The following is a 19,199-nucleotide window of genomic DNA, read 5'->3' as shown; positions in this document are numbered from 1 at the left end:
CCGTGCCGGTCTTGCGCATCGGCCTGCTGGTCCTGCTTTGCAATGCGGTGGTCTTCACCGCATTGCTGCACGGGCTGCTGCGCGCCGACGCGGCCTTTCCCCCGCCGATCGAGAAGGCGCGGGAAGTCTCGCGCGAAGTGGTCGATGCCGACGGGCGACTGCTCAGGGCCTTCGCGACCTCCGAAGGCCTCTGGCGACTGCGGACGACGTCCAGGGACGTCGATCCGCAGTTCGTCCGGATGCTGCTCGCCTATGAGGACCAGCGCTTCTACGAGCACAGGGGCATCGATCCGCTGGCGCTTCTGCGCGCCGCCGGCCAGTTCGTGAGCCACGCCCGTATCGTTTCCGGGGCCTCGACGCTCTCGATGCAGGTTGCCCGGCTGATCGAGCCGCGCGAGGGCCGATCCTTGTTGGCGAAGGTCAGGCAGATCGTCCGCGCCATCCAGATCGAGCGCCGGCTCGACAAGGCCGAAATCCTCGATCTCTACCTAAGCCGTGCCCCCTATGGCGGCAATCTGGAAGGCGTGCGCGCCGCAAGCCTCTCCTATTTCGGCAAGGAGCCGAAGCGGCTCTCTGTCGCCGAGGCAGCCCTGCTCGTCGCCCTCCCACAGCTGCCCGAGCGCCGCCGGCCGGACCGCTTCCCGAAGGTGGCGGAAGCCGCGCGCGAGCGCGTGCTCACCCGCATGGCCGTCTCGACCGTGATCGGGCAAGGCGAGGCCGAGCGGGCGGGCGGGGAAGCCATCCCCGAACGCCGCCTGCAACTGCCGGCCCTCGCCCCCCATCTTTCCGAACTCGCGCTGCGCAGGGACCCGACCCGCCAGCGCCACGAGACGACGATCCGCCGCGGCGTGCAGCATGCGCTGGAAACAGTCGCCCGCAACGCCGCCGAACGGCTTGGCCCGAAGCTGTCGGTCGCAATGGTCATGGCCGACGCCCGCACCGGCGAGATTGTCGGCGAGGTCGGCTCGGCCAGTTACTTCGACGCCTCACGCTCCGGCTGGATCGACATGACGCGCCAGGTCCGCTCGCCCGGCTCGACGCTGAAGCCGTTCATCTACGGTCTCGCCTTCGAGGAAGGGCTGGTGGCGCAGGAGACGATCGTGGAGGACCGGCCGGCCGACTTCTTCGGCTATCGGCCGCGCAATTTCGACATGAGCTATCAGGGTGACGTCACTGTCCGCCAGGCCCTGCAACTGTCGCTCAACGTCCCCGCCGTGCGCCTGCTCGATGCGGTCGGCCCGACGCGGCTGACGGTGCGGCTGCGCCGCGCCGATGTGAGGCTCACCCTGCCCGCAGGCGAGGCGCCGGGCCTTGCGATCGGCCTAGGCGGCGCGGGCATCACATTGCGCGACCTCGTCCAACTCTATGCGGCGCTCGCCAACCAGGGCGCCGTCGTGCGCCTCGGCGACGGCGTCGAGCGGCAGCCGGAAGTGCTTGCCGGCGATCCGCTGATCGCACCCTCCGCCGTCTGGAACGTCTCCGACACCCTTGCCGCCGTGCTGCCACCGCGCGGCAGCCGCAGGATCGGCCTCGCCTACAAGACCGGCACGAGCTACGGCTACCGCGACGCCTGGTCGGTCGGCTATGACGGCCGCCATGTACTCGGCGTCTGGGTCGGTCGCGCCGACAACGCCGCCATCCCGGGCCTCACCGGCTACGATAGCGCCGCCCCCATCCTGTTCGAGGCCTTCTCGAAATCCGGCATCGCGATCACGCCGATGCCGAAAGCGCCGCCGGGTGCCGTCCGCATGGCGCAATCCGAACTCCCCGTCGGCCTGCGCCGCTTCGCCCGGACCGCCTCCGGCCTCGTCACCGCCACCGCCCGCGAACCCGCCCCGCTGATCGTCTACCCGCCGGAAGGTGCGCACGTCGAACTCGGCGCCCTCTCGGGCAGCGACATCGCGCCGCTGGCGCTGAAGCTGCAGGGCGGCCGCGCCCCCTTCCGATGGCTCGCAAACGGCCGCATGCTCCCCGACACGTCCCGCCGCCGGACCACCCAGTGGACCCCGGACGGCGCCGGCTACTCGACCTTGACCGTCATCGACGCCGCAGGCCGGGCAGCCAGCGTGCGTGTGTTCGTGGAATAGCACGCAACGGGAACGACCTCCGCCCTCACGACGGAAGGGATTTTTCGTGCCTTTCAACTTTCGCGCCCGCTGAGAATGTACCGTTCCGGCGCGCCCTCATCGCCTTTTTTGAAACTCTTGGAACCTCCGACATCTGCGCCCCTCACCCCAACCTCGCGGCGACCGTCCTTCTCCCCGCTCGCGGGGAGAAGGTGCCAGCAGGCGGATGAGGGGGGAACCCGCGCGCCGCAGATGACGGAGCGCCGGGGCGTGGCGGAGCGAATGTCGTTCGAAGCGCGGGGCCAGTCGGCAGGAGTGCCCCAAACCTGCAACCGCCAATATTGATGCTTTGCCCGCCACCGGAGGTGAGCGGCGACGAATACGGAACACGCAACGTCTGCCGCGAGTTTCCTTCTCCCGATTGGGGAGAGGTGCCGGACGAATGTGAGGCGTTGTGGAGTCACGGCAGACGCCGCGTGTCCGCACCCCGCCGTCATCCGGCGCCGCGCGCCATCTTCTCCCGCTGGAAAAGGGTGAAGCCTGGACCGGCATCGATGAATGCAGGCTCCGGCGCAGCCAAAGGCGGTCGCGATAAACACCGCCCCCCCCCCGGCACTGACTCCCTAATCCACCTCCTCCGCCACCAGCCTCAGCAGCACAACCCCCTCGGCCACCTGGTCGCCGGCGGTGACCGCCACCGATTCCACCGTGCCGTCGCGCGGGGCGGTCAGCACCAGTTCCATCTTCATCGCCTCCATGGTCACGAGCGCGTCGCCTTTCGCGACCGCCGTCCCCGCCTCTGCCTGTACAAGCCGCACCACACCCGGCATCGGCGCCGCCAGCACGTCGCCGCCGGCTTCCTCCTCGCCGTGCAGGCCCGCCATTTCCTCGACATGGAACACGTGGCTTTCGCCCTCGACGAACAAGACGATCTCGCTCGCCTGCCGGACGCTCCACGCCTCCAGGCTGCAATCGCCGAAATCGGCCAGAACAGCGCCCTTCGCGCCCGCCGCGCGCAACACGACCGATAACCGCCTCTCGCCGAGTTCGACCTCGAAGCGCCTGCCGTCGCCCGCGGCGACCCGGACCTCGAGCGGCTTTCCGTCCTGTTCGACAAACACCGATTGCCACGACGCCCCCCATAGCCGGAAGCCGCGCAGCCGCTCCCAGGGATCGCCGCCCTCCCCCGGGTCGATCAGCCCGAGTGCTGCGATCGCCGCCAGCGCCTGCACCTTCGGCCCTGCCGGCGGATCCGGCAGCAATGTCTCCGCTTGCCGCCCGATCAGCCCCGTGTCGACGTCGCCGGCCGAAAAATGCGGATCCCTGCACAGCCGTCCTAGAAAACCGGCATTGGTCGTCACCCCGGCGATCCGGCATCGCGCCAGCGCGCCGGCGAGCCTGCCGAGCGCCTCGGCACGGTCGGCACCGTGAGTGATCACCTTGGCGATCATCGGGTCGTAGAACGCGGTGACCTCGTCGCCGGCGCGCACACCGGAATCGATCCGCACACCGTCCGGGACGTCGAAAAGCGCCAGCCGCCCCGTCGATGGCAGGAAATCGCGCGCCGGGTTCTCCGCATAGAGCCGCGCCTCGAAGGCCCAGCCATGGATAGCAAGCTCGGCCTGACGCTTCGGCAACGGCTCGCCGGCGGCGACGCGCAACTGCCATTCGACGAGGTCGAGCCCGGTAATCGCCTCGGTGACGGGATGTTCGACCTGCAGACGGGTGTTCATTTCCATGAAGAAGAAGCGATCGGCCCTGAGCCCGTCGGAGACATCGGCGATGAACTCCACCGTGCCCGCCCCGCTATAGGAGATCGCCTGCGCAGCCCGCACCGCCGCCGTTCCCATTGCCTCGCGCATCTCGGCGGTCATGCCCGGCGCCGGCGCCTCCTCGATAACCTTCTGGTGTCGACGCTGCGCCGAGCAGTCGCGCTCGAACAGATGGACGACATTGCCGTGCCGGTCGCCGAACACCTGCACTTCGATATGCCGCGGCTTGGCCATGTATTTCTCGACCAGCACCCGTCCGTCGCCGAACGATGCCTCGGCCTCGCGCCGGGCGCTGGCGAGTGCTGCCGCGAACGCGGCCGGCTGATCCACCCGGCGCATGCCCTTGCCGCCGCCGCCGGCCCGCGCCTTGATCAGCACCGGATAGCCGATCAGATCCGCCTGCGCGGCGAGGAAATCCGGCTCCTGGCTGTCGCCATGATAGCCAGGCACGACGGGCACGCCCACCTGGTCCATCAGCGCCTTGGCGGCATCCTTCAGCCCCATCGACCGGATCGCACGCGCGGACGGGCCGATGAAGACGAGGCCGGCCGCCTCGGCCGCCCCGACGAAGTCCGGGTTCTCGGACAGGAAGCCGTATCCCGGATGCACGGCCTGCGCCCCGCTCTGCTGGCAGGCGTCGATGATCGCAGTGCCGTCGAGATAGCTTCGCGCGGCCTCCGGCGGACCGATGCGGATCGCCTCGTCCGCCATCGCCACGTGCAGCGCCGTCCGGTCGGCGTCCGAGTAGACCGCAACGGTGGCGATGCCGAGCTTGCGGGCCGTGCGGATGATCCGGCAGGCGATCTCGCCGCGATTGGCAATCAGGATCTTCTTGAACATCGTTTCTCCCGGTGATGACCGGCTGCTGGTGCGGGGTGGAAGCCAGGGCCTTGGGCGAGGCGGGCCGGAAACCGGCCCTTTCGATCGCCGCCGGCCCTACTGTGCCGCCACCGCCTCGACCTCCAGCAGCCAGCGCTCATCGAAGATGCCGCAGATCACCACTGTCATCGCGGGCGCCACGGCGCCGAGATACTCGCTGCGCAGTTCCCGGTTGGCCGTCGCATACTGCCGGTCGGCGAGATAGGTCGTCACCTTGACGAGATTGGACTTGTCCATGCCCGCCGCCTTGAGTTGTGCGTCGACATTGCGCCAGACCTGGCGCGCCTGCGCCTCGAAGCCGTCCGGCACCTTGTCGTCCCTGTCCGCCGGTATCTGGCCGCTGACAAGCAGCAGCCTTTCGTACGCCTCCAGCCTCACCGCCTGCGAATACCCTCCGTGCGGGTCCGGTGCGTTCTTCGCGTTGATGTTCTCCCGTTTCATGATTGCCCTCCTGACGTTGGATCTACATGCGGAACAGGCCGAAGCGCGTCGGTTCGATCGGGCCGTTGAGCGCGGCGGACAAGGACAGACCGAGGACGTCGCGTGCCTTGCGCGGGTCGACGATGCCGTCGTCCCAGAGCCGCGCCGAGGCGTAGAGCGGGTGGCTCTGGCGCTCGAACATCTCGATCGTCGGCCGCTTGAACTCGGCCTCCTCTTCTGCCGACCATGCAGCACCCGAGCGCTCGATCCCTTCCCGCCGCACCGTTGCAAGCACGCCTGCCGCCTGCTCGCCGCCCATCACCGCGATACGGCTGTTCGGCCAGGTCCAGAGAAAGCGCGGCGAATACGCCCTGCCGCACATGCCGTAATTGCCCGCCCCGTAGGAGCCGCCGATCAGCATGGTGATCTTCGGCACGCCGACGGTGGCAACCGCCGTCACCAGCTTGGCGCCGTGCTTGGCAATGCCGTCGGCCTCGTATTTCCGCCCCACCATGAAGCCCGTGATGTTCTGCAGGAACACCAGCGGAATGGAGCGCTGGCCGCAGAGTTCGATGAAATGCGCCCCCTTCAGGGCCGCTTCCGAAAAGAGCACGCCGTTGCTTGCGACAACCCCGACCGGTATTCCGTGGACAGCGGCAAAGCCACAGACGAGCGTGGTGCCGAAACGCGCCTTGAACTCGTCGAAGCGCGAACCGTCGACGATGCGGGCGATCACCTCGCGCACGTCATAGGGCACCTTGCTGTCGGCGGGCACGATGCCGAGGATCTCATCCGGGTCATAGAGCGGCGGATCGCCTTCCCCCTTTTGCGGCAGTGGCTGCTTGCGGCCGTTGAGATTGGCGGCGATCCGCCGTGCCAGCGCCAGCGCATGCCGGTCGTCGCGCGCTAGGTGATCGGCGACGCCCGAAAGCCGCGTGTGCACGTCGCCGCCACCGAGGTCCTCGGCCGAGACGACCTCGCCGGTCGCAGCCCTGACCAGGGGCGGGCCGGCGAGAAAGATCGTCCCCTGGTTCTGCACGATCACGGTCTCGTCGCTCATCGCCGGCACATAGGCGCCGCCGGCGGTGCAACTGCCCATCACGACCGCGATCTGCGCGATTCCTTTCGAAGACATCTGCGCCTGGTTGTAGAAGATGCGGCCGAAGTGGTCGCGGTCGGGAAACACCTCGTCCTGGTTCGGCAGATTGGCGCCACCGGAATCGACGAGATAGAAGCAGGGCAGTCGGTTCTGCTCGGCGATCTCCTGGGCGCGCAGGTGCTTCTTCACCGTGATGGGGTAGTAGGTTCCGCCCTTCACCGTCGCATCGTTGCAAACGATCATGCATTCGAGCCCCGATACCCGGCCGATTCCGGCGATCAGCCCTCCGCCGGGCGAGGCCCCGTCATAGAGCCCGTGTCCCGCCGTCAGCCCGATCTCCAGAAAGGGCGAGCCCGGGTCGATCAGTTGTGCCACGCGCTCCCGCGGCAGCAGCTTGCCCCGCCCGAGATGGCGCGCGCGCGCCTTAGCGCCGCCACCTTCGAAAGCGAGCTGGGCAGCAGCCTCCGCCGGTCCGATCGCCGCCAACATAGCCTGCCGGTTGGCGGCAAACGCCTCGCTGCGCGGGGAGATGCCTGATTTCAGTACCGCCATCACGCGGTCTCCTGGAAGATTTCGCGGCCGATCAGCATGCGGCGGATCTCGGACGTCCCTGCGCCGATCTCGTAGAGCTTGGCATCGCGCAGCAGCCGGCCCGTCGGATAGTCGTTGATGTAGCCATTGCCGCCGAGCGCCTGGATTGCCTGCAACGCCTGCTGCGTTGCCTGTTCGGCGGCGTAGAGGATGCAGCCGGCGGCGTCCTTTCGCGCCGTCTCGCCGCGGTCGCAGGCCGCCGCCACCGCATAGACATAGGCGCGGGCGGAGTTGAGCGCGACGTACATGTCCGCCACCTTGCCCTGCAGGAACTGGAACTCGCCGATCGGCCGCTCGAACTGGCGGCGCTCGTGCACATAGGGCACCACCACGTCGAGGCAGGCGGCCATGATGCCGAGCGGCCCGCCGGAAAGCACGACGCGTTCGTAGTCCAGGCCCGACATCAGCACGTTGACGCCGCGCCCCTCCCCGCCCATGACGTTCTCCGCCGGCACCTCGCAGCCGGAAAACACCAGTTCGCAGGTGTTGGACCCACGCATGCCGAGCTTGTCGAGCTTCTGCGCGGTGGAGAAGCCCGCAAAGCCCTTCTCGACGAGGAAGGCGGTGATGCCGCGCGGCCCGGCAGCGGGATCGGTCTTGGCATAGACGACGAGGACGTCGGCATCGGGACCGTTGGTGATCCACATCTTGTTGCCGTTCAGGATGTAGCTGTCGCCGCGCTTCTCGGCCCGCAGCTTCATCGAGACGACGTCCGAGCCCGCCCCCGGCTCCGACATGGCCAGCGCGCCCACATGTTCGCCCGAGATCAGTCTCGGCAGGTACGTCTCACGCTGCGCCTCCGTGCCGTTGCGCATGATCTGGTTAACGCAGAGGTTGGAATGAGCGCCATAGGACAGCGCGACCGAGGCGGACGCGCGGCTGATTTCCTCCATCGCCACGCAATGGGCGACATAGCTCATGCCGGCACCGCCATAGTCTTCCGACGCCGTGATGCCGAGAAGGCCGAGTTCGCCGAGCGCCTGCCAGAGCGAAGCAGGGAAGGCATTGTCCCGATCGATCTCGGCAGCGATGGGTGCGATCCGCTCGCGCGCGAAACGCCGCACACTCTCACGCAGCGCCTCGACCTCCTCGCCAAGCCCGAAATGCATTCCGGCTGTGTACATGGTCACGTCCTCCCACGGCGATGGTTCCAGCAGAGGCAAGGCATGCAGACGGTGCCAGACCGTCCCGCCGGAAAGTATCGCCAACCGCGCGGCCGAAGCGATCCATCCCGATAAACCCGCAGCCCTCCTCCCAAAGCGCCGACAGGAAGATAGGGTGCCATTTTCTCGTTTGGAGTGCGATCCCCTTTTTATCCACGGGCCTTCTACCACCCGAAATCCCGGAAAATCAGGGGCCTCCACAGCGGCGAAAAGAAGCGAAAAAAAAGCTTCACAAAGCCTATTGACGCCGCGCCGGCTTTTATGGTCTATGCGCCCACATCGGATGGGCGTGTAGCTCAGCGGGAGAGCACTACGTTGACATCGTAGGGGTCACAGGTTCAATCCCTGTCACGCCCACCATTCGAATTTCAAGGGCTTAGCGTAAAACCGCTAAGCCCTTTTCGTATTTTTCTGCGACTTCGCCCGGGCCTTCTGGACCGCCTGTCCGCCCCGTAGTAACACAACCCGACAGGGGATTTACCACCGCGGCGCGCAGCGCTTCGCTCCAGGGAGCAACCGACGCATGACGACGATCGAGACACCGGGCTTCCTGACCTTTACGATTGCCATCGTGGTGTTCTTCGTCGGATCGGGGCTCAACCGGATCGTCGGGCCGCTGAAACGCTGGAACATCCCCGAAGCCGTGACCGGCGGCCTCGTCGCCGCGCTCGTCACGCTGATCGCCTACCGCGTCTTCGACACCGCCATTGTGTTCGACCTCGATGCTCGCGACATGCTGCTGCTCTACTTTTTCACCGGCATCGGGCTCAACGCCCGGCTGGACGATCTCAAGGCCGGCGGCAAGCCGCTCGCCATTCTCCTGGTCCTGACGCTGTCCTTCCTGATCCTGCAAAATGTGATCGCCGCCGGCAGTGCCGCGCTTCTCGGGCTGCCGGACGGTCTCGCGGCACTTCTCGGGTCGGTATCGCTGATCGGCGGGCACGGGACCACGATCGCCTGGGCACCGCTGATCGCCAACCGCTTCGGTCTCCCCAACGCGCTGGAAATCGGCATCGCTTCGGCAACGCTCGGACTGGTGATCGCAAGCCTTGTCGGCGGCCCCGTCGCGCGCGTGCTCATCGGCCGCTACAAGCTCAGCGGCGAGGCAACCGAGCCGCCGAGCATCGGCCTGCCCGACGCTCCTGGAATGCCCCGGGAAAGCAGTATCAACCACGTCAACCTGCTGCGCACCGTCCTCATCCTCAACATCGCGATCCTGATCGGCTTTGCGCTGGATCAGGTGGTTGCCGAAACGGGCATCAAGCTGCCGCTCTTCGTCGTCTGCCTGCTCGTCGCAATTGCGATGACCAACACCATACCCCGTCTCTTGCCGAACATGTTCTGGCCGTCCCGATCGCGCTCGCTGGCCCTCATCTCCGACCTTTCGCTGAACGTCTTCCTCGCCATGTCTCTGATGTCGATGCAACTTTGGACCCTCGGCGGCCTGGGGCCGGCGCTGATCATCGTGCTCGGCCTGCAGACCGTCGCCGCCGTGCTCTACATGATCTTCGTCGTCTTCCCGGCGATGGGCCGCGACTATCAAGCGGCCGTCATCTCGGCCGGCTTCAGCGGGATAAGCCTGGGGGCGACCCCGACCGCGATCGCCAACATGACGGCGGTGACCAAGGCCCATGGGCCGGCGCCGACCGCCTTCATCATCCTGCCTTTGGTGTCTGCCTTCTTCATCGACCTCGCAAACGCGCTCGCAATCAGCTTCATGGTGCGATAGGCGCGCAAGGCAACGCTTCACGCGGCGACCGCTTCGACCGGACTGCCGCGGACGGCGCATGTGGAGATGGATCACGGGCGTCACGAAGTGCGCCGGCAGTTGCGACATCACAAGACCCCGCCACCGATGCCGTGAGGTAGCGGAACGCCGTGTGGTGGGCAATGCGAGGAGACCCGCCCTGCGCGGGACGCCGTATTCGCCGCTTTACCCGGCCTGCGTTCCGGGCTAATTGCGCAAGGCCTCGTTCCGATGGCAGGCGCAAGGCAACAGCGCAGGCTGAAACCGAAGGAAAGCATCGTGAAAATTGGCCCAGCCGGCAACCAAGCCCGTGAGCGTTTCCACAAGCAGATGCTGGCGCTCTACGACGTCTGTTCCGCGCTCGGGTTCCGGCCGGTCCTCTTCCGGCGCTACGTCATCCTGAACGGCGGCGTCTCGGCGGCAAAGGAACTGGTCTTCAAGCCGGGCACGACCGGCCTCGAACGGCTGATCGACCTCGGCAAGACCGAACACTCGATGGAAGCGACCATGCTTCTGCCGGAATTCCAGCCGCTCTTTTCCACCGAGGAACTGAAGGAAGCGCGCGAACGGCTTGCAAACGCCAACCGGTCGCGCTCACGCGGTCGCCTGACCCCGAACGCAAGCGAAAGAACGGGGGGTCCGCTCAAGCCCTCTAGCTGACCGCGCAGAAACGAAGACCGCAGCGCGGCCGTTCTGCGCGATCACGTACAGCGCCCGCGCCGAGCCGATACGCTCAAGGGTACGCTATGGACGAACCCGGCCCGAGCGAAATGCACAGCGCGGCACGCCTGCCGCACGGCATAACCCTGTCATTTCATGAAAGCGTCTGATCGCAGTGCAGGTCAGGCGTGGAGGCGGTTCCGCCCGGCCATCTGGCCCTGCATGCCGAGCAGCGCGTCGTCATAGCCCTGCGAGCGAGCCTCGGCGGCAATGACGGCAATCGTCTCGGTGATGATACGGCAGCAGTCCGGCGACATCGCCGGCAGCATGAATCGTGGATCGCTGGCCTGCATCTTCGCTAGGGTACTGCCCAGCAGCGCCCCCCATTCCTCCGGCGTTCGAGCCATGGAATTCCCCTTTGAAGCGTAACGATTTTGGCTGATCTTTTCTTATGTCGGCATATAAGCACAACATCACACACAATTCCACAAAAATGTGGGAAGTTGCTGGGAATAAATCACAGGCCTTGAACGTAAGCCCAATCAGACGCGACATTCGCCGCGGCACGCACTGCCGCGCACTCCGTCTTTTGCTGAAATTCCTGGCTTCCGACCCATGGCCGGAAATTGGCGCGCCATAAATATACAGCAAATTCAAAATATTAGACGAGAACTCCCTGATCTCCGGCTCCCGCGAGCCCGCACGTGACCGGCTAACACCCCCACGCATCCCCAAACGAGAGATTGCGTGGATTTTACCGCATTTGTGACCAGTTATGTGTGCTTTTGAGGCAGGGCGCCGCGGCCCTGCACGTCTATTGCGCCACCGGCGGCTTTTCGGGCTGGTCGAACATCGACCCCCTGTCCACGCTGCTACCCAGCCGCTCCTGCGCGGGCGTCATCGTCAGCAGGTCCACCGGCGTTGCGACGGTCGTCGCGGCGATACGGCCGATCCCCCCTGCAGTCCCTGCGACGATCGCTGTGATGCCGTCGCCGAGTGAAACGTCGGAGTCCGTCAGCGTCTGGCCGTTGACGAGGCGCTCGCCGATCAGTTGCACGATCTGCGGGCTCTCGGCGAACTTTCCGTGGTTCAGCCGGTCGCCGGTCTGCACCTTGGTCAAGTCTACGACCGTGATGCCGGCCTTTTCGAACTGGTCGCGATAGGGCTCGTCGGAGGGATTGATCTGCCCCAGGCGCTTCACATCGCCGGAAATGAAGCGCGAGAGCGCCAGCGCCCTGTCGTCCTGCGAGACGAAGATCGTGAAATTCGGCTTTCTCTCGCCCATGTCCGACCACTGCCGCGCAAAGACGTCGATATCGATGTCGGGCGAGGCCAGCACCACGTTCTGGATCTTCGGCCCGAGCTTGCCGCCGTCGCGGATCGCCATCTGGCGCAGGGACTCCATGGCGAGCCACGTGCCCATCGAGTGGGCGAGGATGGTGATGTCGGTCACGCCCTTTTCAGCTTCGATCGCCCGCAGAAGCCGCTCCAGACCCGTCCGGGAATAGTTGGTGCTTTCCTTGTCGTAGTTGTAGTCGAAAACCCGCGCGCGCGACGGCCAGGTGAACAGGATCGGCGTCACCTGCGCATCCGAATCGTGAACGATCTGCGCGAACCGGAAGACCGCGTCCTCGTAACGGTTGTTGAAGCCGTGCACGAAGACCATCACGTGGCCATTTCTGTTGTGGGCGCGGAACCAGGCCTCGCCGCTTTCCACCGACGGCAGCTGCTGGACGCGCGTCACCGCAAAGTCGGTCTCTGGATTGGGCGGCAGCTTCTTCGGCCACTGCACGCTGCCGGGCTTGCGGTTCTTGTCCGGCGGGATGGAAACAGCAATTTCGGTCAGGAATGGCCGCGCACTACGCTCGCCGGAGAAGAGCGTGTTCGGATCGCCGGAGGGCACCCGGGTGGTGGCGACGAGCATGTCCACCGTCGATGTTCCAGGCACCGGCGCGGTTTCGGCGATGGGGGCCATGAAGCCCTTCTTTCCACCGCACGCGGCAACGGCCACCGAAAGCGACAAAACAAGCGCAATGCGCCACCTACTCCGCATTCGGATACACCCTTTCACCGTGCCGCCGGCTAAGCAGCCTCCCAGACGTCGGCCCCCGCGTGAGGCCGGCCGCGTGTCTTAAGAGATGTTTAATGGGCAATACCCGGGCAGGCAATCGGTTATCATCCGCACCGGTGTTTGTGACATCGAGGTTGCGGGCACCTGCGGCGCCACGGCCACATCCCGCAGGTAGCATGACCTCAAGCGTTCCGCGACCTGCCACGCCTCAAACCGCGCAGGCTGGACAGGCCCTTCCCGATCTCATGATCCGCTGGAGAAAGACGAAGACCGCTCCGTTCCGGCACCGGAGACGGCAAGGCCCCGCTAGGCGCCGTTGAGCGCGAGGTCGCGAACGGCAAGGTCCAGCGTTCGGTTGGACGCCGCGCGCGCGGCCTCCGGATCACGCAGGCGCAGCGCCTCGACCAGTTCCCGATGGACCAGCAGCGCCTCCTCCCTGTCTTCCACCGCCTCGTTGGAGCGATGAAGCGCATAGATGAGCGCCGCATGAATGATGGAGGAGAGCTGGCGGAAGACCTGGTTGTGGCTCGCCTTCAGCAGGATCTCGTGAAACTGCACGTCGGCGCGCGTGAAGGCCTCGATATCTGCGCCGGCATCGCGCATGCGCCTCCAGGCGCCGTCGAGGTCTGCGATTTCCTGGACCGTCGCGCGCTCCGCCGCAAACGCCGCCGCGACAGGCTCCACCGTGCGACGCGTCTCGAGAATGCAGCCGAAAAGGTCGAGATCGTGAATGCGCGGCCCCATCCATTCCAGGATCTGCGGGTCGAGCAGGTTCCAATCCGTCTTTTCGCAGACGACCGTGCCGACGCGCGGCCGGCTGTGGACCAGCCCCTTGGTCGAAAGGATTTTCAGGGATTCCCGCACCACCGTCCGGCTGACGCCGTACATCTCGCAAAGATCGCTTTCCCGCGGAAGAACGCTTCCCACCGCATAGCGGTCGGAGCAGATGTCGAGCCCGATCGCAGCGGTCACGTTTTTCTGTACCCGCGGCCTTCGGACCTGCAAATCCGTCTTGCCGCCCTGCGGCTCCCTCGTCACGTCCACCTGTATCCCCCCGGCGCACCCGCTCTTCGCATCAGCATCCGCCGCGCCAAGCCGCGCTGTCAATACCGCTTTGTCAGACTATTTGATCGATAAGTATGACTATTCAGCCCGATGCGCGTGCCGGGGATGGAAGGCGAATCCGCTCCACGAAGTCAACCTTGACAGGGTGCGAAACTGCCACAATTGACTTTTGCCGACATTGTGCATAATTCGCCAGCCCCCTGTCGCAGGAGTTCTGCCATGCTTGCCGAAATGCCCGCCGTCCTGGTCCTCAACCCGAAAGACAATGTCGGCGTCGTACCGGCCAATCTCGATGCAGGACGCGCTCTCGTGAACGGGGTGGTGGCCGCCGAACGCATTCCGCGTGGCCACAAGGTCGCGATTTCCCCGATCGCCGTGGGCGCACCGGTCCTGAAGTACGGCCAGATCATCGGCTATGCGACGCGGGCGATCCGGCCGGGCGAGCACGTGCACCTGCAGAACCTCGCCATCCACGACGTGGCGCTGAAGCACGAATTCTGCGTCGACAACGCCCCTCCTGACATGGTGCCGGAAGCCGAGCGCCACACCTTCGAAGGCTACGACCGCGGCGGCGGCCGCATCGGCACGCGAAACTACATCGGCATCCTCTCCACCGTGAACTGTTCCGCCACCGTCTCGCGCTACGTCGCCGAGCACTATGCACGGAAGTTTCGCGAGGCCGGCCACGACAACATCGACGGCGTGGTGGCGCTGACCTATGGCGGCGGCTGCGCGCTGAACCTGAAGTCGGAGGGCGGCCGCATCCTCACCCGCACCTTCAAGGGCTATGCGCGCAACCCGAATTTCGGCGGGATCCTGATGATCGGGCTGGGCTGCGAGACCTTCCAGTACGGGCCGCTGGTCGAGGAGGCGGGGCTCGAGGAAGGCAAGACCTTCCGCACCATGATGATCCAGAACCAGGGCGGCACGCGCAAGACGATCGAGGCCGCCTGCGAGATGATCGACGACATGCTGCCCGACGTCGGCCGCATCCGCCGCACGCCGCAGCCGCTGTCCGGTATCAGGCTGGCGCTCGAGTGCGGTGGTTCTGACGGCTATTCCGGCATCTCGGCCAATCCGGCGCTCGGTATCGCCTCGGACATGCTGGTGAAGGAAGGCGCCACGACCGTGCTTTCGGAGACGCCCGAAATCTACGGCGCCGAGCACCTGCTCACCCGCCGCGCCGCCCGCCCGGAAGTCGCCGAAAAGCTGCTCGCACGCATCGACTGGTGGCGAGAGTACACGGCGAAGAACGATGCCGAACTGAACAACAACCCCTCGCACGGCAACAAGGCTGGCGGCCTGACCACCATTCTTGAAAAGTCGCTCGGCGCTGTCGCCAAGGGCGGCTCGATGCCGCTGAACGCGGTCTACGAATACGCCGAGGAAGTGGAGGAAGCAGGCTTTGTCTTCATGGACACGCCCGGCTACGACCCCGCCGCCGTCACCGGCCAGATCGCCGGCGGCTGCAATCTCGTCGCCTTCACCACCGGCCGAGGCTCCGTTTCCGGCTACAAGCCCGCCCCCTGCATCAAGATCGCCACCAACACGCCGATGTACGAGCACATCAAGGAGGACATGGACATCAACTGCGGCACCATCGTCGACGGCACCGAGACGATCGAGGAAGCCGGCCGCCGCATCTTCGACTTCGTCATCGAAACGGCATCAGGGCGGAAAACGGCAAGCGAGGCGTTCGACTACGGCGACAACGAGTTCGTGCCCTGGCAGGTGGGCGCGGTGACGTGAGGCGCGGGAGGGGAGCACTTCAGGCATCGCCGTTCGCGCGCCAACTCTTGGGTTTGCAGGCGCGGCACTCCAGCGACAGCGCCGATGTTGCTGCCGCCCGCGGCCGCGTCCGGGATTGACAGCGCGGCCCGTGCGCACCGTCAGGGCGACGGATCGGCTACGAATTGCTTGACAGGCCGCATGATGGGGCGTTCCGTGCTCGGACGTGGGGGATCGCGGCAGGCTTTGCGTGTCACCTCCGCGTCAAAGGAGGGACGAAGCAATGCCGACCATTGTTGCCCACCACAACATCACCAAAGGTGCCGACCATTGGCTCAATTCACCGAAGCGCCAGGAGCTGTTCGGCCCCCTTGGCGTGACGGGAATCCGAACCTTCGTCGATCCACAGGATCCGACCCGGGTGGCCATCCTTATGGACGTGCCGGATATCGACGCCATGAACAAGGCAATGCAAAGCAAGGCCGCCGCCGATGCGATGGCCTTTGACGGGGTGGTCCCGGAGTCTTTGGTGATCCTTATTGAATCCTGAAGTTTGGCGGCGGCATTTGTCGCCGCTTTCCTGAGTATGCCCGGCATCGCCAACATATCCCGGCACCTCACCCGATGCGTCGCCGGGAATTCGCCCATGCTCACGGTCCTCGCCGCGCTGCTCCTTCGGCCTGAAGGCAAACAGGGGCGGCGAGAGCCGTGGGTTCAGGCACTGCCGCACGGATCAATCAAATAGTATTGACTAATTGATTAGTATGCGCTATTTAATCGATCCATGATCGAAGCTGAAACCATAACAACTGTCATGCGCGCCCTTGCCGATCCCACCCGGCGGGCCGTGTTCGAGCGCATCGCCAACTCCGACGAGATCACCGTCGTTGAATTGACCCGCGGCAGCAACGTCACGCAGGGGGCCATCTCCCAGCACCTCAAGTCCTTGAAGCAGGCCGGGCTTGTCTGCGAGCGCCCTGAGGGGCGCAATGTCTACTATCGCGCCCAGCCAGGTGGGCTGGCGCCACTGGCCGACTGGATGAGCCACTACGGCGTCTTCTGGCGCGAACGCTTTGCCGATCTGAGAAATCTGCTGAAGGAAATCGATCCATGAACCGGGATATGACTCCGAATATGCAGTCGATCGTCGTGGACGAGGTCTTCCCGCATGCGCCGGCAGTCATCTGGAAGGCCTTGACCAGCGGCGAACTGATCGGCCGCTGGCTGATGGCACCGAAGGACTTCGAACCCGTCGTCGGGAGCCATTTCACCTTCCAGACCACACCCGCCGGCGAATGGGACGGCACCATTTATTGCGAGGTGCTCGAGGTGGTGCCGCGTGAACGGTTGTCCTATGCCTGGAAGGGAGGCCATGAAAGCAATGACGGCTATGGCTCGAAGCTTGACACGGTCGTCACCTTCACCCTTTCCGCGACCAACACAGGCACGCGCCTTCGCCTGGTGCACTCCGGCTTCGTGCTTCCGAAGAACGACACGGCCTACCGCAACATGGGCGAAGGCTGGAAAAAGGTGGTCAGGAAGCTCGACGTGGTGGTCGCTGAGGAGGCGTCTTCGCAAGCGCTGCATTGAAGAAACGGGAGAACGACATGAGCAAGTCCTACACCGGCGGCTGCGCCTGTGGCGCGATCCGTTACGAGATATCAGGCGAACCGGCCGTCATGGTTGACTGTCAGTGCCGGCAATGTCAGCGCGACAGCGGCACGGGACACCAATCGCACCTGACGTTCGTTTCGGCTGATGTGACGGTCGAGGGAGGCGCGTCACAATGGCAAACCATAGGCGATGGCGGAACCGTGAAGCGGCGCGCCTTCTGCCCGACCTGCGGTTCGTCCGTCTACATGACGTTTCCCGACATGCCGGATGTCTTCATCGTCACGCCGGCAAGCCTCGACGACCCGAGCCGTTACAAGCCACAACTGGTGTCCTGGACCGTGGCCGGACATGCCTGGGATCACCTCGATCCGGCACTGCAGAAGTTCGACAGGATGCCAACGACGTGACAAACGGCGCAGTCGAAGGGCAACGGCCGTGGAAGGTCGCCCGAGATCGGACTGTGAATGATCGGCGCCGCTCACCTAGAGCGAGGCATTGAACACCGCCATCTGCGCGGCGAAGGCGCGTTTGTAGGCGGGGCGCGCCTGGCCGCGGTCGACATAGGCAGAGAGGGTGGGATAGTCGTCCAGGATACCCGAACCTTCCAGCCTGCGCAGCACCGTCACCATCAAAAGGTCGCCAGCGCTGAAGGTACCGTCGAGCCACTCGGCATCGCCAAGGTGCGCGGCGAGTTGGTCGAGCCGCTTGCGGATGCGCTCGTCGATGAGGGGCAGGCGCTCATCGTACCATGGCCTGTCGCCCTCCAGATAGCGGGCGACTTCGCGATCGATCGTCGGCGGTTCCACCGTGTTGAGGGCGGCAAACATCCATGTGATCGCCCTCGCGCGGGCACGCGCGTCGTCCGGCAACAGGCCCTGATGGCGCTCGGCGATGTGAAGCAGGATGGCGCCGGATTCGAAAAGCACGAGGCCGTCCTCCTCATAGGTCGGGATCTGGCCGAAAGGTTGGAGCGCGACATGCGCGGGCTCCTTCATCGCCTTGAACGAAACGAGGCGCACCTCGTAGGGCTCGCCGACCTCCTCGAGCGCCCAGCGAACACGCATGTCACGCGCCAGCCCCCTGCCACGGTCCGGCGAGCGTTCGAAGGCGGTAATGGTAATCGTCATCGCGGTTCTCCCTGCCTGATCCGTCTTGAAGACGATTGGCCAAAGCAGTGTCCGACATCCTGCGATCAAATCTCCGGCCCGGTTGGAGCGCCACGCCGAGCGCGGCCTCAAGACGAGCGACGTCTTGCGGCCCTCGCCCTCTCCCTACCCCGCCGCCATCACATACCCCGGCACCTCAGGCCGGTGCGTCGCCCGGAATTCCGCCACCCGACCGATCACCTTCGGCAGCGACACCGCGATGTGGTGCCGGAGCGCCTCGGCAGCGCCTTCGACATCGCCCACCTCCAGCGCGGCGAACACGGTGAGGTGCTCGGCGATGAACGGCTCGTCCTTCGGCATGACGTGCGAGACGCCCATGATGTGCTTTGAGACGTTGAGCATGAACCTCGCACGCCTGAGCGCGATCAGGATCTCGCGGTTGGGGCAGTGGCCGAGAAGGGTGATGTGCAGGTCGGTCTCCATGCCGTCCATCTCCTCAAGCGAGAGATCGGGATAGCCGGCGAGCGCGCGCCTGAGCCGCGCCGTCATCGCCGTGCGCTCCTGCTCCGGCATGAAGGGATAGGCCTGCCTGAGCGCCACCGGCTCAAGCGCCACGCGGATGTCGTGCAGGTCGCGCATGCGACCCTCGTCAAGCGGGACGACGGTCCAGCGCATCCTCTCGTCCTTTTCCACGATGCCGAGGTTTTCCAGCCTTGTCAGCGCGTCACGGGCGACCTGGCGGCCGACGCCCTTCGCGCGTGCCAGTTCCACCTCGTTGATGCGGTGACGGCCGAACACGGAAAGATGTACCATCTCCCGCTCCAGCGCCTCGTAGATCGTTTCCCAGGCGGGCGCCTTGCGCAGCGGCTGCGCCTCTTCGCCGTCGCCGAACATGTCCGAGGTCAACGCTATGCGCAGCGGCGCGCCCCTGCCGCGGCCGACGACGAAGCCGCGGCCGTCGAACCGGCGGATCGCGCCCTCCGTCTCCAGCAGGGCGAAGGCCTGCCGCACCGGCGTCCGCGTGGAGGAGAAGATGCCGGCCACGTGCCCTTCCAGCAGCAGCGCGTCCTTCGGCAGCCGCCCTGCCGCGATCGCCCCGGAAATCTGGTCGCGGATACGCAGGTAGAGCGGGCGCGCCTCTCCCGTCTCGACCACCTCCGCCCGTTCCTTCGCCATCGTCCTGTCAACCGCCATCGAGCCGCGACACTCTCACAAACG

Annotated in this window: 17 protein-coding genes and 1 tRNA gene; 9 read left to right on the top strand and 9 right to left on the bottom strand. The window is 65.6% G+C overall.

The window, feature by feature from the left end; genetic code table 11:
• Positions 1–11: 11 nt before the first annotated feature.
• Positions 12–2,087, top strand: coding sequence for a penicillin-binding protein 1C (gene pbpC / locus CRO48_RS05750; protein ID WP_407071895.1), 2,076 nt, complete (start codon positions 12–14; stop codon positions 2,085–2,087).
• 602 nt (positions 2,088–2,689) lie between these two features.
• On the opposite strand, the gene CRO48_RS05745 is transcribed toward pbpC, so the two are convergent.
• From CRO48_RS05745 to CRO48_RS05730, 4 genes are all read right to left on the bottom strand, one after another.
• On the bottom strand, positions 2,690–4,678 hold the full coding sequence (locus CRO48_RS05745; RefSeq protein WP_097137182.1) for an acetyl-CoA carboxylase biotin carboxylase subunit: 1,989 nt from the start codon (positions 4,676–4,678) through the stop codon (positions 2,690–2,692).
• 96 nt (positions 4,679–4,774) lie between these two features.
• Positions 4,775–5,158 carry a RidA family protein gene (locus tag CRO48_RS05740; protein ID WP_097137180.1) on the bottom strand — a complete coding sequence of 128 codons (384 nt, stop codon included), beginning with the start codon at positions 5,156–5,158 and terminating at the stop codon, positions 4,775–4,777.
• A gap of 22 nt (positions 5,159–5,180) precedes the next feature.
• The gene (locus CRO48_RS05735; protein WP_097137178.1) at positions 5,181–6,788 is read right to left on the bottom strand and encodes a carboxyl transferase domain-containing protein; all 1,608 of its coding nucleotides are present in this window, start codon (positions 6,786–6,788) and stop codon (positions 5,181–5,183) included.
• The gene (locus CRO48_RS05730; RefSeq protein ID WP_176526676.1) at positions 6,788–7,936 is read right to left on the bottom strand and encodes an isovaleryl-CoA dehydrogenase; all 1,149 of its coding nucleotides are present in this window, start codon (positions 7,934–7,936) and stop codon (positions 6,788–6,790) included. The genes CRO48_RS05735 and CRO48_RS05730 overlap by 1 nt, the downstream gene beginning before the upstream one ends.
• 339 nt (positions 7,937–8,275) lie before the next feature.
• Between CRO48_RS05730 and CRO48_RS05725 the strand changes: the two genes are divergently transcribed.
• The 3 genes from CRO48_RS05725 (at position 8,276) to CRO48_RS05715 (ending at position 10,397) form a co-directional block, all read left to right on the top strand.
• Positions 8,276–8,350: transfer RNA gene (locus CRO48_RS05725), tRNA-Val, on the top strand.
• A gap of 163 nt (positions 8,351–8,513) precedes the next feature.
• Positions 8,514–9,719: a sodium/glutamate symporter gene (gene gltS / locus CRO48_RS05720; protein WP_097137173.1), complete on the top strand. Its 1,206-nt coding sequence runs from the start codon at positions 8,514–8,516 to the stop codon at positions 9,717–9,719.
• A gap of 297 nt (positions 9,720–10,016) precedes the next feature.
• Positions 10,017–10,397 (top strand): hypothetical protein, encoded by a 381-nt coding sequence (locus CRO48_RS05715; protein WP_141402013.1) that lies wholly within the window; start codon positions 10,017–10,019, stop codon positions 10,395–10,397.
• 182 nt (positions 10,398–10,579) lie between these two features.
• Here the strand turns inward: CRO48_RS05715 and CRO48_RS31725 are convergent, their stop codons facing one another.
• The 3 genes from CRO48_RS31725 to CRO48_RS05705 form a co-directional block, all read right to left on the bottom strand.
• The gene (locus CRO48_RS31725) at positions 10,580–10,804 is read right to left on the bottom strand and encodes a hypothetical protein (RefSeq protein WP_141402012.1); all 225 of its coding nucleotides are present in this window, start codon (positions 10,802–10,804) and stop codon (positions 10,580–10,582) included.
• 407 nt (positions 10,805–11,211) lie between these two features.
• Positions 11,212–12,450, bottom strand: a complete 1,239-nt coding sequence (locus tag CRO48_RS05710) for an alpha/beta hydrolase (RefSeq protein ID WP_097137170.1) — start codon at positions 12,448–12,450, stop codon at positions 11,212–11,214.
• A gap of 324 nt (positions 12,451–12,774) precedes the next feature.
• The gene (locus tag CRO48_RS05705; RefSeq protein WP_097137168.1) at positions 12,775–13,512 is read right to left on the bottom strand and encodes a FadR/GntR family transcriptional regulator; all 738 of its coding nucleotides are present in this window, start codon (positions 13,510–13,512) and stop codon (positions 12,775–12,777) included.
• A 240-nt stretch (positions 13,513–13,752) separates the two neighbouring features.
• On the opposite strand from CRO48_RS05705, the gene CRO48_RS05700 reads away from it, so the two are divergent.
• From CRO48_RS05700 to CRO48_RS05680, 5 genes are all read left to right on the top strand, one after another.
• A complete protein-coding gene (locus CRO48_RS05700; RefSeq protein WP_245423435.1) occupies positions 13,753–15,282 on the top strand; it encodes a UxaA family hydrolase in 1,530 nt (509 codons plus the stop codon).
• Between the two features lie 262 nt (positions 15,283–15,544).
• The gene (locus CRO48_RS05695) at positions 15,545–15,811 is read left to right on the top strand and encodes a hypothetical protein (RefSeq protein ID WP_097137166.1); all 267 of its coding nucleotides are present in this window, start codon (positions 15,545–15,547) and stop codon (positions 15,809–15,811) included.
• Positions 15,812–16,045: 234 nt separating this feature from the next.
• Positions 16,046–16,375, top strand: coding sequence for an ArsR/SmtB family transcription factor (locus tag CRO48_RS05690; protein WP_097137164.1), 330 nt, complete (start codon positions 16,046–16,048; stop codon positions 16,373–16,375).
• The gene (locus tag CRO48_RS05685) at positions 16,372–16,851 is read left to right on the top strand and encodes an SRPBCC family protein (RefSeq protein WP_097137162.1); all 480 of its coding nucleotides are present in this window, start codon (positions 16,372–16,374) and stop codon (positions 16,849–16,851) included. Before CRO48_RS05690 ends, CRO48_RS05685 begins: the two co-directional genes overlap by 4 nt.
• A gap of 17 nt (positions 16,852–16,868) precedes the next feature.
• The gene (locus CRO48_RS05680) at positions 16,869–17,282 is read left to right on the top strand and encodes a GFA family protein (protein WP_097137160.1); all 414 of its coding nucleotides are present in this window, start codon (positions 16,869–16,871) and stop codon (positions 17,280–17,282) included.
• Between the two features lie 75 nt (positions 17,283–17,357).
• On the opposite strand, the gene CRO48_RS05675 is transcribed toward CRO48_RS05680, so the two are convergent.
• Together CRO48_RS05675 and CRO48_RS05670 are read right to left on the bottom strand one after the other, a co-directional pair.
• Complete coding sequence (locus CRO48_RS05675; RefSeq protein ID WP_097137158.1) at positions 17,358–18,002, bottom strand: glutathione S-transferase family protein; 645 nt, start codon at positions 18,000–18,002, stop codon at positions 17,358–17,360.
• A 144-nt stretch (positions 18,003–18,146) separates the two neighbouring features.
• Positions 18,147–19,175, bottom strand: coding sequence for a GntR family transcriptional regulator (locus tag CRO48_RS05670; protein WP_097137156.1), 1,029 nt, complete (start codon positions 19,173–19,175; stop codon positions 18,147–18,149).
• Positions 19,176–19,199 lie beyond the last annotated feature (24 nt).

Source organism: Rhizobium subbaraonis (genome assembly GCF_900220975.1).
GTDB classification, from domain to species: Bacteria; Pseudomonadota; Alphaproteobacteria; order Rhizobiales; family Rhizobiaceae; genus Mycoplana; species Mycoplana subbaraonis.
This window is presented reverse-complemented; position numbering and strand designations above follow the sequence as displayed.

Excerpts from the sequence above, each read along its gene's own strand:
- CRO48_RS05680 (WP_097137160.1), top strand. The coding sequence starts at position 16,869 with ATGAGCAAGTCCTACACCGGCGGCTGCGCCTGTGGCGCGATCCGTTAC.
- gltS (WP_097137173.1), top strand. The coding sequence starts at position 8,514 with ATGACGACGATCGAGACACCGGGCTTCCTGACCTTTACGATTGCCATC.
- CRO48_RS05675 (WP_097137158.1), bottom strand. The coding sequence starts at position 18,002 with ATGACGATTACCATTACCGCCTTCGAACGCTCGCCGGACCGTGGCAGG.
- CRO48_RS05700 (WP_245423435.1), top strand. The coding sequence starts at position 13,753 with ATGCTTGCCGAAATGCCCGCCGTCCTGGTCCTCAACCCGAAAGACAAT.
- CRO48_RS05735 (WP_097137178.1), bottom strand. The coding sequence starts at position 6,788 with ATGGCGGTACTGAAATCAGGCATCTCCCCGCGCAGCGAGGCGTTTGCC.
- CRO48_RS31725 (WP_141402012.1), bottom strand. The coding sequence starts at position 10,804 with ATGGCTCGAACGCCGGAGGAATGGGGGGCGCTGCTGGGCAGTACCCTA.
- CRO48_RS05690 (WP_097137164.1), top strand. The coding sequence starts at position 16,046 with ATGATCGAAGCTGAAACCATAACAACTGTCATGCGCGCCCTTGCCGAT.
- CRO48_RS05745 (WP_097137182.1), bottom strand. The coding sequence starts at position 4,678 with ATGTTCAAGAAGATCCTGATTGCCAATCGCGGCGAGATCGCCTGCCGG.
- CRO48_RS05685 (WP_097137162.1), top strand. The coding sequence starts at position 16,372 with ATGAACCGGGATATGACTCCGAATATGCAGTCGATCGTCGTGGACGAG.
- CRO48_RS05730 (WP_176526676.1), bottom strand. The coding sequence starts at position 7,936 with ATGCATTTCGGGCTTGGCGAGGAGGTCGAGGCGCTGCGTGAGAGTGTG.
- CRO48_RS05695 (WP_097137166.1), top strand. The coding sequence starts at position 15,545 with ATGCCGACCATTGTTGCCCACCACAACATCACCAAAGGTGCCGACCAT.
- CRO48_RS05670 (WP_097137156.1), bottom strand. The coding sequence starts at position 19,175 with ATGGCGGTTGACAGGACGATGGCGAAGGAACGGGCGGAGGTGGTCGAG.
- CRO48_RS05740 (WP_097137180.1), bottom strand. The coding sequence starts at position 5,158 with ATGAAACGGGAGAACATCAACGCGAAGAACGCACCGGACCCGCACGGA.
- CRO48_RS05710 (WP_097137170.1), bottom strand. The coding sequence starts at position 12,450 with ATGCGGAGTAGGTGGCGCATTGCGCTTGTTTTGTCGCTTTCGGTGGCC.